Raw genomic sequence first — 13,979 nt, forward strand, 5'->3', positions numbered from 1 at the left:
ATATAAATCTCATATGAATTCTATAAAGTGCAGATTTTGTTCATCCCCCAATGATTATTAGCCCGCAAATAGCAGTATAAAATCTTTTATTTATATTGGTTACGTTACTGATACTCTAATATATAACCAATCTATTAGAGTTAGAATAGCGATAAATCATTTCTAAAAAACGAAACCTATTACACTTTATATGGTTTATCAAAAACTCCCCGAAAATATTTACGGTTATATTCAATTGCAGCATTATTCGGAACATAAGAAGCTGCTAATTCATTGTAATAATACGCTTTATCCTGCTCCCCTAACCTGCTATAACAAATACACATTTGTAAATAGGGTAGCCATGTGTAGCTAGCTGGACTATGGAAAGGACTTTCCGTTGCCATTGGTACTTCCGTGGCAAGTTTAAACCAAAATATCGCTTCATTATATTTTTCTTGTTCCATATATATATATCCTATTCTTGTACAATTCTCTCCTCTAGGGACGTCATACCGAAACGACTTCACACAAGATTCGATTGCCTTCTCCCACATTCCTAGCTTTGCATAGCAATCTCCTAACTTACCACATGCATAAATTTTCTCTTCATACCATCCTTCGTCTTGATTAAGAAATGTTTCATATAGAAGAACTGCATCATCATATTTTTGGTTATCCGTAGATTCATTTGCGTAATAAAATAAATCTCTCGGACTTAATTCTTCACCTGCCGCTACAGTATTTTGAAAAATTTTCAAATTACGATTTGTTACTTTTTTTTCTTTTTTATGTGTAATAGCAACATTACTACTAAAAACCTCACCAGAAATAGCTAAATACTCATGAACCTTTCCAAACCATTGAAATTGTTTTTCACGCTTTACAAGTCGATTTCTTTTTGTACAATATAAAGGTTTCCCGTTAGAATCCATTGCAAGATGATAAGGCATCGAAACAGCATCAATTTTAGGATCTAATTCTCTTTTTAAAAGTTTCAATGCTTCTTGAGCATCTTCTAATAAGACATCATCTGCATCTAGCCACAATATATACTCTTGCGTCGCTTTTGAAAAAGAAAAATTTCTTGCTGCTGCAAAATCATCAATCCACTGGAAATCATATATGTTAGAAGTGTATTTCTCTACGATTTCTTTCGTTCGATCGACGGAACCTGTATCAACTACTATAATTTCATCCACAATTTTTTCAACTGTTTCTAAACAACGGGCTATTGTCTCCTCCTCATCTCGAACAATCATACATAAACTAATTGTAATTCCTTGCTTGTTCAACATAATCACCCTCTTCCAAATCAATCATATGTTATACATATACTAAACTTTCCATTTTTTTAAATTGTTCAAGTAGTTTAAGATTTCTTTTCAATAATTCAAATGTCCGTGTCATTTTCTTTCGGTTTTGCATCTACTATATAATGAACGCTTTATGGAGGTGAATTTATGTCAAATAATAATTATTCAAATGGATTAAATCCCGATGAATCTTTATCAGCTAGTGCATTTGACCCTAATCTTGTAGGACCTACATTACCACCGATACCACCGTTTACCCTTCCGACTGGGCCGACCGGGCCGACTGGACCTACGGGACCTACGGGGCCGACTGTACCTACCGGGCCAACTGGACCGACTGGGCCAACTGGACCTACAGGACCTACAGGACCTACAGGGCCGACTGGTGGCACTGGGACTACTGGACCTACGGGGCCGACTGGTGGCACTGGGACTACTGGACCTACGGGGCCGACTGGTGACACTGGGGCTACTGGACCTACGGGGCCGACTGGTGGCACTGGGACTACTGGACCTACGGGGCCGACTGGTGACACTGGGGCTACTGGACCTACAGGGCCGACTGGTGACACTGGGGCTACTGGACCTACGGGGCCGACTGGGGCTACTGGACCGACTGGACCGACTGGACCATCTGGACTAGGGCTTCCAGCAGGATTGTATGCATTTAACTCCGCTGGGATTTCTTTGGATATTGGACTTAATGCTCCAGTACCATTTAATACTGTTGGATCTCAGTTTGGTACAGCAATTTCTCAATTAGATCCTGATACTTTCGTAATTAGTCAAACTGGATTCTATAAAATTACCGTTATCGTATACACTGCAGCAGTAAGTCTATTAGGAGGACTTACAATCCAAGTAAATGGGGTATCTGTTCCAGGTACTGGGGCCACTTTAATCTCAGTTGGAGCACCTATCGTTGTTCAAGCAATTACGCAAATTACGACAACTCCATCATTAATTGAAGTAATCGTTACAGGGCTTGGGCTATCATTAGCTGTTGGTACAAATGCATCTATTATTATTGAAAAAATCGCTTAATTTTTTACTTAGCAGTAAAACTGATATCAGTTTTACTGCTTTTTCAATTTCAAATTCAATCATGAAACATTCGCTATCTACATAATCATATTGTTGTATGACATTTTGCAGGAGGCACAAATATGGAAAGTAAATCTGCTGTTCAGCTTTATCTCGAATTGCTAAAGAAGACCATTTTATTTGAAATATGGTTAGAATATGAGGCATACTTACCCGCATCTCTACATATTTCAAAAGAACTAGAATTCGAGCCAGTTACAGTCCCCCTCCCTTTATTCATTAAGCAATATGCTGAAAACCATAACTTAAAAATTGTAAAACCAAATGTTTCAAAAAGTGAACGCCATGATGGAATGGATTGGCCAAGAGCAGCACATAGCATGATCGGTCGAGAACGTATGAACCAATTACAAGAGGCGATGGAAACCGTTGTTCGTGAAAATATAGAGGGAGATTTTATTGAAACAGGTGTATGGCGCGGAGGATCGTGCATTTTTATGAATGGTTTTTTACAAGCAAACAACATTACGAATCGTAATGTGTGGGTCGCTGATTCATTTGAAGGTTTGCCAGCACCGAATCTAGAACAATATCCAAAAGATTACGGTGATTATTTGCACACATTCGATTACTTACGCGTCTCTTTAGAACAAGTACAAGAGAATTTCAAAAAATATGATTTACTAAATGATCAAGTGAAATTTTTAAAAGGCTGGTTTAAAGATACTTTACCAACAGCACCAATTGAAAAAATAGCAATTGCACGGCTTGATGGTGATATGTACGAATCCACAATGGATGGTCTCGTGAACTTATATGATAAAGTTTCTAAAGGTGGCTATATAATTATCGATGACTACGGGCTACCGCCATGCGCTGAGGCTGTGACAGACTTTAGAAACCAACGAAATTTAAAAGCCCCTATTACTAAAATTGATGTATTTGGCGTTTATTGGAGAAAAGAATAAAAAAGATTTAATCTATAGGAGATTTCATTTTCACTCATCCTTCTCTCACTTCTAATCCAATTAAGTATTCTTTTTCGGAATCTCCTTACATATAACAATTGTTTTCCTGTGTTCTCTCAATACAAATTGAAAATTTTATTAATAGATTTACTGCATCTTCTCATACAAGAAAGGGGTATACTCATGAGTGAACTTAACAAAGAAATGACTTTACTCCCCCCTCCTGAACTCGTCCAATATGTAGGTGGCGACTTCAAAAAAGTTGGAAAAGAGTTCCTAAAGCATTTTATTCAAATTGGCGCTTTAAAACCAAATGAAAAAGTATTAGATGTAGGCTGCGGCGTCGGTCGAATGGCTGTACCATTATTGAATTACTTACATGATGATGGAGCGTATTATGGATTTGATTTGTTTAAAGATGGAATTACTTGGTGTCAAAATAACATTTCAACTATGCGTAATAATTTTCACTTTGAACATGTTGACATATACAATCAATTCTATAATCCAGAAGGAAAAGAAGATGCCTCTCAATATCGTTTCCCCTATGAAGACGGGACATTCGATTTTATCTTTTTAACTTCTGTATTTACGCATCTTCTCCCAAAAGAATTAGAACATTACGTATCTGAAATTGTACGTGTATTAAAAAAAGACGGGAGATGTTTCATTACATTCTTTCTTATAAATCCTGAATCGTCCTATTATTTAAATGCAGGACAAAGTACATTAGGTTTTTATCATCGAATCGAAAATTGCTACGTTGTAAATAAAGATATTCCGAATTTCGCAGTTGCTTATCCTGAGACAGATATTTGCAATCTATTGAATAAGTACGGCCTAGAAATAATCAATAAGCCGCATTACGGTTTATGGTGCGGCAGACATGAATATACAAGTTACCAAGATATTGTTCTTACAAAAAAAAGCTTCTGAAAGGAAGTTATGTATGATGAATGAAAAAAATCCACCTCTCGTTTCCATCCTTATTCCCACTTATAATCGGCCTCATTATTTCAAAATTGCTCTAGAAAGTGCATTGGCACAAACTTATTCTAATATTGAAATCATCATCGGAGATGATAGTACAAATGATGAAACAGCAACTTTAATACGCGAACAATACTTACCAAATTATAAAAATATAACATACATTCGAAATATCCCTACTCTAGGACAATTTCACAATGACCTTATGCTCATAGAAAAATCAAATGGTGAGTATATAAATTTTTTAATGGACGATGACGTGTTTTATAAGCATAAAATACAAAAAATGATGACCTATTTTGAGCAAGATCCCAATAAAAATCTTGCTCTTGTTACTTCTTATCGAGTACGCATTGATGATCATGGAAATCTAATAGGTGATTCCCATCCAACACAAAGGTTATATAGTGAAGACACCCCATTAAACGGGATATTTTTAGGTAATTGGATGTTAAAGGGTGGACACAACATTATCGGTGAGCCTACAACTACCTTGTTCCGAAAGGAATTGCTCACTGAACCTTTTGGCACCCTTAAAGAGCGACAATATTCTTGTAGTGTTGATATGGCCTCATGGATTTCTTTACTTTCTAAAGGAAATGCAATATACATTTCTGAGCCTTTAAGTCAATTTCGCTACCATGCTGGACAACAAATACACAATAAGCTCCTTCAAGGTTGTGAAGATTTCACACACCTCGTTATAACAGCAAAAGAATATGGCTTTTTACAAAATACTACAGACTATAGAGCAGCTCTACTTAGTGCTTACCAATGGTGTAAAAGTTCCTTAAAATACTATCTTCATCAACTAGATATTTTTCCTGACGCACATGTACGTCTTTCCCATTGTTTGGATATAATTATTAAAGAGTTAAACAATTAAACTACTCTGCAAAATTAAAAGTGTATGGACTATATGTGAATCATTCGTATAGTTCATACATTCTTTCTCATACTATAAAGTGAAACTTTAATCAGCTCTCACCAATCGGGCTTTTACGGGCAGTTGATCCCCCACCTAACTTCTTCGCTTTCGCTGAATTTCGAGGTAGGGGTCTTACTGCCCATTAATGCGGGATAAAATCCATTACTATAAAGAGCAGTAGAAAGGAATACCTACATTGAAAGATCCAAATTCTCAATATCAAATAGACTACGTATTACTATTTATTTTATTTGCCATTGGGATTGTTAGTTGTTGTGCTATTGCAAGTGCGCAAGCCTCTTTACCGCCATTTTTACAAAACGTCAATTTTGTACTAAAGCAAATCCAATGGTATTTCATTGGATTTATAGCCATTGGTGTTATTATGATTCTCGACTTCGATCGTTATCAAAAAATTGCTTGGTATTTGTACAGCTTTGCAATGGTACTACTTATTGGACTAGAACTTCAAGTACCAGGTGCCGTTACAATTAAAGGCGCTACCGCTTGGTACAGGCTCCCAGGCATCGGAAATTTTCAGCCTTCTGAAATTATGAAATTATTTTTAATTATCGTCATTGGACGAATTATAGCAAACCATAATGAGAAATATTTTTCCCAAACAATACATGACGATTTTCTACTACTTGGAAAAATATTTGCAACAAGTTTGCCACCACTACTACTCATCGCAAAGGAACCAGATTTAGGAAATACAATGGTCATTTCAGCGATGCTTGCAGCAATGATACTAGTTTCTGGCATACGATGGCGTTTTATTTTCGGATTAGTTTCAGCTACTTTCGTTGCTGGAACTACATTAATATATATTTTTTTTACTCACACAGATTTCTTTAAAGCACACATTTTAAAAGAATATCAATTAAATCGCTTCTACGGATGGTTAGCACCTTACAAATATGATGCACAAGGCTATCAATTAAGACAAGCATTCTTAGCGACTGGATCCGGAGAAATGCAAGGAAAAGGGTGGGAAAATGGACAAGTATATTTTCCAGAACCACATACAGATTTTATTTTCACTAATGTCGCTGAACAATTTGGATTTCTAGGCGCAAGTGTCATTATTTCTCTTTTTTTCTTACTCATTTTTCGAATGATTCATATTGCTTTAGAAAGTAATGACCCTTTCGGTAGTTACATTTGCGCTGGTACAATCGGAATGTTTACTTTCCAAGTATTCCAAAATATCGGGATGACAATCGGATTACTTCCCATTACAGGGATAACATTACCTCTTATGAGCTACGGAGGAAGTTCACTGCTTACATACATGATTGCGATTGGATTCATTTTAAATGTTCGCTCAAGAACGAAAATCTTTATGTTTAAATGAACAACACAAAAACGCTATATTTTTATCTCTATCCTTTTTTAGATATACTAATGAAAAATACGATGGAGGTTTAAATATGAAATATGACATTATAGGAGATATTCATGGATGCTTCCAAGAGTTTCAAAATTTAACAGAGAAGCTAGGATATAACTGGAGTAGCGGTCTACCGGTTCACCCTGACCAACGTAAACTTGCATTCGTTGGCGATATTACAGACCGTGGTCCTCATTCATTACGTATGATTGAAATTGTATGGGAACTTGTCATACATAAAAAAGAAGCTTATTACGCTCCTGGAAATCACTGTAATAAACTATATCGATTTTTCCTTGGGCGTAATGTAACAGTCGCTCACGGACTTGAAACAACTGTTGCTGAATATGAGGCACTTCCTCCTAATAAGCAAAACATTATAAAAGAAAAGTTTATCACTCTTTATGAACAATCACCGCTCTACCACATACTAGATGAAAAAAGAGTAATCGTATGTCACGCTGGGATTCGGCAAGATTACATAGGAAGACGAGATAAAAAAGTACAAACCTTTGTATTATATGGCGATATTACAGGAGAAAAGCATGCCGATGGCTCACCTGTCCGTCGCGATTGGGCGCAAGAATACAAGGGGCAAGCTTGGATTGTATATGGACATACACCAGTAGCAGAACCTCGATTCGTCAATCAGACAGTCAATATTGATACTGGTGCTGTATTTGGTGGCAAATTAACCGGATTACGTTATCCTGAAATGGAGACTATCTCTGTCCCTTCTTCTTTACCTTTTGTCGCTGAGAAATTCCGTCCAATTTCATAACTACCTTACTTAGCATTATTTAGGCAGATCTCATATAAAACTAGGTAAAGTAATTAAAAAAAGATGCAATAAAGTGCATCTTTTTTTAATTACACTACATATAATGTCGCAGGAGGTGACAGAATGAAGAAAAAATCTTCTAAACAAAAAAGAAAATTTCCCCCTTTATATCTGCCCATGTACGGAATTAACAACTGGTGTAGTATTCGGGCTGCAGCGATAGAAGAACTGGAAGAACAAGAGTCATCAAAAAAAAGCAAAGTAAAACCAACATATGTCTCTTTAGAAAATGCTGTGATGAGCCGCATAATCGATCGCAGAAAAATAAAGATGCAACAAAAAAATAAACAGCTTTCAAATCAAGATGAACAGGTAATACATTCTAATCAAGCAGAAGAAAAGACGGAAGAAAATATTTCTGTAGCAATAAATAAAAAAGTGGAACCAGAAATTCCAGCTGCTATTATAAACAAAGTAAAAAAAATAAAAGAGGCATTGGCTTCATCGAATGATATACAAACTGAAAAACCCCTCATAATTGAGACACCTACATCTGAAAATACAAAAGTTAAAAGGGGCGGCCGATATGCATATGCGGAGGGGCTTCACTCTCATGCGGAGGGTATGGCAGCACATGCGGAAGGCTTATTAACACACGCAAAAGGTTCTTTCTCTCATGCAGAAGGATCAAACTCAAAAGCAACTGGACATAGTTCGCATAGTGAGGGAAGTGAAACGACAGCAGGCGGGGCTTATTCTCATGCGGAGGGTAAACAGACGATTGCTTTAGGCGAAGCAGCACACGCAGAAGGAACCGCAACTATCGCTAACGGACCCTCTTCTCATGCGGAAGGTCATCATACATCAACAGCTCATTTTGCAGGTAGCCATATTATGGGGCGCTTCGGCACTGCAGAAGAAGCTTATTCTTGGTTTATTGCAAATGGTGTAAGCGACACCGACCATAATATCGGGGCTAAATGGCTTGCCCATAATGGAGAAATGTACATTGAGGGTGCGTCTTACAATGCAAGCGGAACGGATTTTGCACAAATGTTTGAAACCGAAGGTCATAAACCTATTGATGTCGGTTATTTCGTTACATTTAGTAGCGAAGAAAAAATTCGGATAGCTACTTCACACGATTCGTTCATTTTAGGAATATCTAGTGCAACCCCTGCCCTTATAGGAAATAGCGGGGCTTTAAGTTGGCAAAAACGTTATAAAACAGATAACTTTGGAAAACGCCAATATGTATGGACGGAAACCGAAGAAATACAACCTCTTTTAAATACAGAATGGGATCCAACTTGCAAATATGTAGCAAGAAAAGATCGCGCCGAGTGGCTTCCTGTCGGATTAATTGGACAAATGTTAGTACGTGATGACGGCACTTGCGAAGCACATGGATATTGTCGTCCAAATGACAATGGCATTGCTACAAAAGCCGAAAGTGGATTTTTCGTTATAAAGCGTACGGGTGAAAACCAAATTTTAATATTATTCCGCTAAGAAAAAAGGGAACAAAATTCTTTATAATATAAGAATTTTGTCCCCTTTTTAAGTATGCCGCAACACTTCTTGCATATCGCTTGGAAGCTTTATAGTGAAAGACATCTCTTTCTCTAAAATAGGATGATAAAACGTCAAAGATTTACTATGAAGTGCTTGCCGTTTCATTTCATCCCTTCTCCCTCCATATAAGCTATCACCAAGTAACGGATGTCCTATATGAGCCATATGCACACGAATTTGATGCGTTCTTCCTGTCTCAAGCTCAAGCGCTACATGTGTCTTATGATATGTACTATCAATTACCTTAAAATGAGTAACTGCCCTTTGTCCATCCTCACAAACCGTTCGCTCAATAATGCTATCAGATTTTCGACCAATTGGTGCATCAATCATTCCTTCTCGTTCTACAATCTTTCCGTGAACAATTGCTTCATACGTTCGTTTCACAGCTTTTTGTTGATGCTGCTTCGATAAAAGATGATGCACGAAACGATTTTTTGCAATAAGCATAAGCCCCGAAGTATCACGATCTAAACGTGTTACGATGTGCACTGTACTTGCAAGGTGCTGCTTATCATAATGAGATAAAAGCGCATTGGCAACACTCCTTGTCGGATGTTCTCTAGACGGAATCGTTGACATGTTCGCCTCTTTATTAATGATAAGAACCGCGTCATCTTCATATACAATGCTTAAAGGGATATCTTCTGCCATCATCCCTTCACTTCTTTCCTCAACTGGAAAAAAGACACGTAATTCTTCACCAGCACGCAACTGATGACGAACACTCGCATGTTGACCATTTACTTCAATTGCCCCGCCGTGAAACTTTATATCCGTTAAAGCGGCTTTAGAAATGCCTTTCGTTTTCAAAAATTCCCTAACTAAAGTTCCCTCTTCAGCCGGCCCTATATCCCATTTCAATGTAAATCTGTTCAAATATATAACCCTTTCTATTTATCTGCAACAAACGAGTCACGAACTCGTTTCCAGAACGGGAATGGACGGAAACGAACAAATCGTACTTTCTCGTTTGCGACGCGATACTGGATTGATTTCACATCTTGATGAACCATCGTTAAATGATCCACTGTAATTTGTAAGTTCATTCCTGCAGCTGGCTTTAACACACATGTATGATGCTTCGGCAATACGAGCGGCGATCCTACAGTACGAAATACACGATTGTTAATGGACGCCATTTCTGCAATTTGTATCGCTTCAATAGATGGGTGAATAATCGCTCCGCCAAGCGCTTTATTATACGCGGTACTTCCTGAAGGAGTAGAGATACAAAGGCCGTCTCCGCGGAATGTTTCAAAATATTCTCCGCGTATTTCTACTTCTGTTACTAATGTACCTTCTGCACTTTTTACAGTCGCCTCATTCATCGCTAAATACTGTGACTCTTTACTTCCATTCACATAGCGAATAATAACTTCTAAAAGCGGATATTCCACCACTTGGAATGGTGTTTTCGCAATTGCAATTACTAATTTCTCTACTTCTGTCGGTAACCAATCTGCATAGAAACCTAGATGTCCTGTATGTACACCAACAAATGCCGTTTCAGCCAATCGATCATAATAACGATGAAATGCATATAAAAGCGTTCCATCTCCCCCAACAGAAATTACAATATCGGGTTCCTTTTCATCCATTATAAATCCGAAATCTAGCAAGTATTCTTTCATCGTGCTTGCCAGTGCATCTGATGATTGATCTCCCTTTGACATAATTGTAAATTTCATCGCACAACACCCTTTAGTTTATGATTCGGAATCTTTCGTTTCTTGCTTTCTTGAAAAAGCTTTCTGCGCTTCTTGAATTTCAAGACGGATAGAAGACATTTCTTCATCTAATAAAAATGCTGCTTCTGCTGCGCGTTGCAAGCGTATTTTAATATCTTCAGGAAAACGTCCACTATATTTATAATTTAAAGAATGCTCAATTGTTGCCCAAAAATTCATTGCTAGCGTGCGTATTTGGATTTCTACCAATACTTTTTGTTCACCCTGAATCGTTTGGACTGGGTAACTAATGACAACGTGATAAGAACGATAACCGCTATCTTTCTTCTGCGTGACATAATCACGTTCTTCCACGATTTCAAAGTCATTTCGTTTGCGAAGATATTCTACAACAGGCTTAATCTCATCAACAAATTGACACATCATTCGAAGGCCCGCGATATCTTGCATATCTTCTCTCAGCCGGTTCAGCGGTACATTTCTCTTCTCCGCTTTATCAATAATACTTGGAACCGACTTTACCCTTCCTGTTACAAACTCAATTGGAGAATGCTCTGTTAACATTGTAAATTGAGTACGCATTCCTTTTAGTTTCACTTTCAGCTCTGCCACCGCTTGGTAGTAAGGTGCTAAAAATTCTTCCCAATTTCGATTCATTTCAACCACCACCAAAATCAATCCATTTGCTTATAGAAATACTTTTTCTACAGCAGTTACTAGTTCTTCTCCGTAATTTGCATTACCTTCAATATTTTCAACTAAATATTCTACTTCTTCTTTTAATCCTTCTAATTCCATTTCAATTTCATTCACACGAACGAACATAACCACATCGTTATTCATCGCTTCATGCATTGCTTCCCAGCATGTGTGCGGAATACTTACATAAATGAAAGATGATTCGTTTTCTAAGATATATAAAAATGATAAATTGTCTGAGTCTACAAGTACATGATTACGTGCACTTAACTCCTTTACCTCTATTTCACTATTTTCCGCACAAAAAATAAGAGCATTCTCTCTCTTTTCTACGCTCTTAACTTGGATTTTATTTTGCATGCTCTAACTCCTCCATCTCAACTTCCTGTCTTACTTAACAGTATTATTGTATCATAACATGGACGCAAACAAATAAAACATTGAACCAAATTTATGAAAAAGCGATAATGTGTAAAGAATTATTTTTCAAAAGGAGATTATACAATGACACAAGAAATTGAAATTGAATTCAAAAATATCGTTACAAAAGAAGAATTCGATACATTATGTAAATCGTTTTCTATTGAAGCATTTACAAAACAAGTGAATCACTACTTTGAAACACCTGACTTCTCGTTAAAAGAAGCTGGCTCTGCACTTCGTATTCGTCATAAAGGAGAAACTTATACGTTAACGTTGAAACAACCTGCAGAAATCGGTTTATTAGAAACGCATCAAGTCGTAACAGAAGATGAAGCAAAAATGATGATGGAAACAAACACAATCATTCAAGGAGCAGTAGTAGATCAATTACACAAATTACAAATTCCTGTTTCTGCTTTAACATATATGGGTAGTTTAACAACAGAAAGAGCAGAAACATTATTTAAAGGCGGAACGCTTGTCTTTGATCATAGTTTCTATTACAATCACGATGATTATGAAATTGAATTTGAAGTGCAAGATGAAGAAACAGGAAAAGCTACATTTATTGATTTATTAACGCAACATAACATACCTGTTCGCCATACAAATAACAAAGTAAAACGCTTTTTCCTTGCCAAACAAAACAAAGCACGCTAAAGTGAAAATTCCACTAGTGAATATGTTTCACTAGTGGATACATCTCACTAAAAAAGGTTACACCCGTAGAATAAGCAAAGAATCTTTGAGAAGGCTGTTTATTTGCCCTCTCGAACATTCCATTGCTACAATAGATATACATTTCATGGAAAAAGGAGTTTATAAAGGATGAGCAAGCAACCGATGACACCATTTGAAGCAATTGGCGGTGAACAATGCATTGCAATATTAGTAGATACATTTTATTCCTATGTCAGTAAACACCCTGACTTATCTCCCATCTTCCCGGAAGATTTAACAGAAACCGCTAGGAAGCAGAAGCAATTTTTAACCCAATATTTAGGTGGTCCTAATTTGTACACTGAAGAACATGGTCATCCTATGTTAAGAGCACGCCATCTCCCGTTTGAGATTACCCCAAAACGAGCAGAGGCTTGGCTATCATGTATGGAGCAAGCAATGGATGATACTGGAGTGCATGGTCATATAAGAGAGTTTGTTTTTGAACGTTTAGCATTAACCGCTCAGCATATGGTTAATACTCCAAACGAAACAGGTGAAGTGTAATGGATAAGCAGGAAGCAAAGCATATAAATATGCCATCTCCTTCCGCATGCGAGCATAAGTCTGTAGAAGCATATTTATTTATTGATCCACTTTGTAAAGATTGCTGGGAAATTGAGCCTTTTATTATTAAACTATGGCTTGAATACGGGAAATACTTCTCTATTCGTCATATCGTAACAGGGAAAGTGGATGGAACGAACGCTTCCTCACACAAATGGAATAAACCTGCTAATATTCGATTTGTGTGGGAAAAGACAACCAGTTTACAAGGTTTTTCATGTGATGGAAAGGTACATATGCAAGAAGCATCGTCAACACCATATTTAGTTTCGATGGCAATTAAGGCAGCGGAGTTGCAAGGCCGAAAAGCAGGTTCGAAGTTTTTGCGAAAACTCCAAGAATACATTTTCCTTGAAAATGTATCAAGCCCTGATTGCGAACTATTACTTGCATGTGCGAGAGATAGCAATATTGATGTAGAAGAATTTAAAAAAGATCTACATTCTGCTAGTGCAAAAAAAGCTTTCCAATGTGACTTGAAATTCACGAATGAAATGCATATTACAGAAATACCTTCCCTCGTCTTTTTTCATGCGAACTCAGATGAAGAAGGTATTAAAATCGCTGGAAATTATTCCTACGATGTATACGTACAATTATTGAAAGAACTTGTAAAATGTGAAATTGAGCCAGAACCATTACCACCTTTAGAAGTGCTACTAGAAGCAACACAATTTATATCTTCAAAAGAAGTAGCATTTATTTATGACTGTCCGCAACAAGAAATTGAACGCGAACTAAAAAAATTACAACTGAAACGAAAAGTACAAATGATAGAAGTAAAATGCGAACGTTATTGGAAATGGATAGCAAAAGAAAAAGACCTGGTGTAAACACCAGGTCTTCTTCTTTACGGCTTATAAAAATATTAAAGGGGATGGGAGAAATTTTCACGTTCAAACAAA

The 13,979-nt window shown here is 37.0% G+C and carries 15 protein-coding genes; 10 read left to right on the top strand and 5 right to left on the bottom strand.

Going from position 1 to position 13,979, the window contains the following annotated elements:
• Positions 1-179: 179 nt before the first annotated feature.
• Positions 180-1,277 (bottom strand): glycosyltransferase, encoded by a 1,098-nt coding sequence (locus tag ACTFR8_RS08095; RefSeq protein ID WP_000932913.1) that lies wholly within the window; start codon positions 1,275-1,277, stop codon positions 180-182.
• A gap of 165 nt (positions 1,278-1,442) precedes the next feature.
• Here ACTFR8_RS08095 and ACTFR8_RS08100 point away from each other — a divergent pair, with 165 nt between their 5' ends.
• The 7 genes from ACTFR8_RS08100 to ACTFR8_RS08130 all read left to right on the top strand — a co-directional run bounded on the left by ACTFR8_RS08100 (position 1,443) and on the right by ACTFR8_RS08130 (position 8,911).
• Positions 1,443-2,339 (top strand): BclA C-terminal domain-containing protein, encoded by an 897-nt coding sequence (locus tag ACTFR8_RS08100; protein ID WP_061139696.1) that lies wholly within the window; start codon positions 1,443-1,445, stop codon positions 2,337-2,339.
• Between the two features lie 122 nt (positions 2,340-2,461).
• The gene (locus ACTFR8_RS08105) at positions 2,462-3,307 is read left to right on the top strand and encodes a TylF/MycF family methyltransferase (protein WP_000444386.1); all 846 of its coding nucleotides are present in this window, start codon (positions 2,462-2,464) and stop codon (positions 3,305-3,307) included.
• A gap of 183 nt (positions 3,308-3,490) precedes the next feature.
• Positions 3,491-4,243, top strand: coding sequence for a class I SAM-dependent methyltransferase (locus ACTFR8_RS08110; protein WP_001292836.1), 753 nt, complete (start codon positions 3,491-3,493; stop codon positions 4,241-4,243).
• Between the two features lie 13 nt (positions 4,244-4,256).
• Positions 4,257-5,183, top strand: a complete 927-nt coding sequence (locus ACTFR8_RS08115; RefSeq protein WP_002004643.1) for a glycosyltransferase family 2 protein — start codon at positions 4,257-4,259, stop codon at positions 5,181-5,183.
• A 238-nt stretch (positions 5,184-5,421) separates the two neighbouring features.
• On the top strand, positions 5,422-6,582 hold the full coding sequence (locus ACTFR8_RS08120) for an FtsW/RodA/SpoVE family cell cycle protein (protein WP_000654704.1): 1,161 nt from the start codon (positions 5,422-5,424) through the stop codon (positions 6,580-6,582).
• A 76-nt stretch (positions 6,583-6,658) separates the two neighbouring features.
• On the top strand, positions 6,659-7,399 hold the full coding sequence (gene prpE / locus ACTFR8_RS08125; protein WP_000872694.1) for a bis(5'-nucleosyl)-tetraphosphatase PrpE: 741 nt from the start codon (positions 6,659-6,661) through the stop codon (positions 7,397-7,399).
• A 123-nt stretch (positions 7,400-7,522) separates the two neighbouring features.
• Positions 7,523-8,911, top strand: a complete 1,389-nt coding sequence (locus ACTFR8_RS08130) for a peptidase G2 autoproteolytic cleavage domain-containing protein (protein ID WP_119780507.1) — start codon at positions 7,523-7,525, stop codon at positions 8,909-8,911.
• 48 nt (positions 8,912-8,959) lie between these two features.
• On the opposite strand, the gene ACTFR8_RS08135 is transcribed toward ACTFR8_RS08130, so the two are convergent.
• Genes ACTFR8_RS08135 through ACTFR8_RS08150 form a run of 4 tightly spaced genes read right to left on the bottom strand, consistent with a single transcriptional unit; the run spans position 8,960 to position 11,724 of the window.
• Positions 8,960-9,853, bottom strand: coding sequence for an RluA family pseudouridine synthase (locus ACTFR8_RS08135; RefSeq protein WP_098293522.1), 894 nt, complete (start codon positions 9,851-9,853; stop codon positions 8,960-8,962).
• A gap of 14 nt (positions 9,854-9,867) precedes the next feature.
• Complete coding sequence (locus ACTFR8_RS08140) at positions 9,868-10,665, bottom strand: NAD kinase (RefSeq protein WP_000673182.1); 798 nt, start codon at positions 10,663-10,665, stop codon at positions 9,868-9,870.
• 18 nt (positions 10,666-10,683) lie between these two features.
• Positions 10,684-11,322, bottom strand: a complete 639-nt coding sequence (locus tag ACTFR8_RS08145) for a GTP pyrophosphokinase (RefSeq protein WP_001081490.1) — start codon at positions 11,320-11,322, stop codon at positions 10,684-10,686.
• Positions 11,323-11,352: 30 nt separating this feature from the next.
• Positions 11,353-11,724, bottom strand: a complete 372-nt coding sequence (locus ACTFR8_RS08150; RefSeq protein WP_001180004.1) for a hypothetical protein — start codon at positions 11,722-11,724, stop codon at positions 11,353-11,355.
• Positions 11,725-11,868: 144 nt separating this feature from the next.
• On the opposite strand from ACTFR8_RS08150, the gene ACTFR8_RS08155 reads away from it, so the two are divergent.
• From ACTFR8_RS08155 to ACTFR8_RS08165, 3 genes are all read left to right on the top strand, one after another.
• Complete coding sequence (locus ACTFR8_RS08155) at positions 11,869-12,447, top strand: CYTH domain-containing protein (protein ID WP_000191123.1); 579 nt, start codon at positions 11,869-11,871, stop codon at positions 12,445-12,447.
• A gap of 168 nt (positions 12,448-12,615) precedes the next feature.
• Positions 12,616-13,014 (top strand): globin domain-containing protein, encoded by a 399-nt coding sequence (locus ACTFR8_RS08160; RefSeq protein ID WP_000043386.1) that lies wholly within the window; start codon positions 12,616-12,618, stop codon positions 13,012-13,014.
• Positions 13,014-13,907 (top strand): ClpXP adapter SpxH family protein, encoded by an 894-nt coding sequence (locus ACTFR8_RS08165; RefSeq protein ID WP_252209885.1) that lies wholly within the window; start codon positions 13,014-13,016, stop codon positions 13,905-13,907. The genes ACTFR8_RS08160 and ACTFR8_RS08165 overlap by 1 nt, the downstream gene beginning before the upstream one ends.
• Positions 13,908-13,979: the final 72 nt, after the last annotated feature.

Origin of the sequence: Bacillus cereus group sp. MYBK15-3 (assembly GCF_051916765.1) — a bacterium.
In the GTDB taxonomy this organism is placed as follows: domain Bacteria; phylum Bacillota; class Bacilli; order Bacillales; family Bacillaceae_G; genus Bacillus_A; species Bacillus_A cereus.

Bases quoted from the DNA above. Each gene is read 5' to 3' on its own strand.
- ACTFR8_RS08095 (WP_000932913.1), bottom strand. From the start codon at position 1,277: ATGTTGAACAAGCAAGGAATTACAATTAGTTTATGTATGATTGTTCGA.
- ACTFR8_RS08100 (WP_061139696.1), top strand. From the start codon at position 1,443: ATGTCAAATAATAATTATTCAAATGGATTAAATCCCGATGAATCTTTA.
- ACTFR8_RS08105 (WP_000444386.1), top strand. From the start codon at position 2,462: ATGGAAAGTAAATCTGCTGTTCAGCTTTATCTCGAATTGCTAAAGAAG.
- ACTFR8_RS08110 (WP_001292836.1), top strand. From the start codon at position 3,491: ATGAGTGAACTTAACAAAGAAATGACTTTACTCCCCCCTCCTGAACTC.
- ACTFR8_RS08115 (WP_002004643.1), top strand. From the start codon at position 4,257: ATGATGAATGAAAAAAATCCACCTCTCGTTTCCATCCTTATTCCCACT.
- prpE (WP_000872694.1), top strand. From the start codon at position 6,659: ATGAAATATGACATTATAGGAGATATTCATGGATGCTTCCAAGAGTTT.
- ACTFR8_RS08130 (WP_119780507.1), top strand. From the start codon at position 7,523: ATGAAGAAAAAATCTTCTAAACAAAAAAGAAAATTTCCCCCTTTATAT.
- ACTFR8_RS08140 (WP_000673182.1), bottom strand. From the start codon at position 10,665: ATGAAATTTACAATTATGTCAAAGGGAGATCAATCATCAGATGCACTG.
- ACTFR8_RS08145 (WP_001081490.1), bottom strand. From the start codon at position 11,322: ATGAATCGAAATTGGGAAGAATTTTTAGCACCTTACTACCAAGCGGTG.
- ACTFR8_RS08150 (WP_001180004.1), bottom strand. From the start codon at position 11,724: ATGCAAAATAAAATCCAAGTTAAGAGCGTAGAAAAGAGAGAGAATGCT.
- ACTFR8_RS08155 (WP_000191123.1), top strand. From the start codon at position 11,869: ATGACACAAGAAATTGAAATTGAATTCAAAAATATCGTTACAAAAGAA.
- ACTFR8_RS08160 (WP_000043386.1), top strand. From the start codon at position 12,616: ATGAGCAAGCAACCGATGACACCATTTGAAGCAATTGGCGGTGAACAA.
- ACTFR8_RS08165 (WP_252209885.1), top strand. From the start codon at position 13,014: ATGGATAAGCAGGAAGCAAAGCATATAAATATGCCATCTCCTTCCGCA.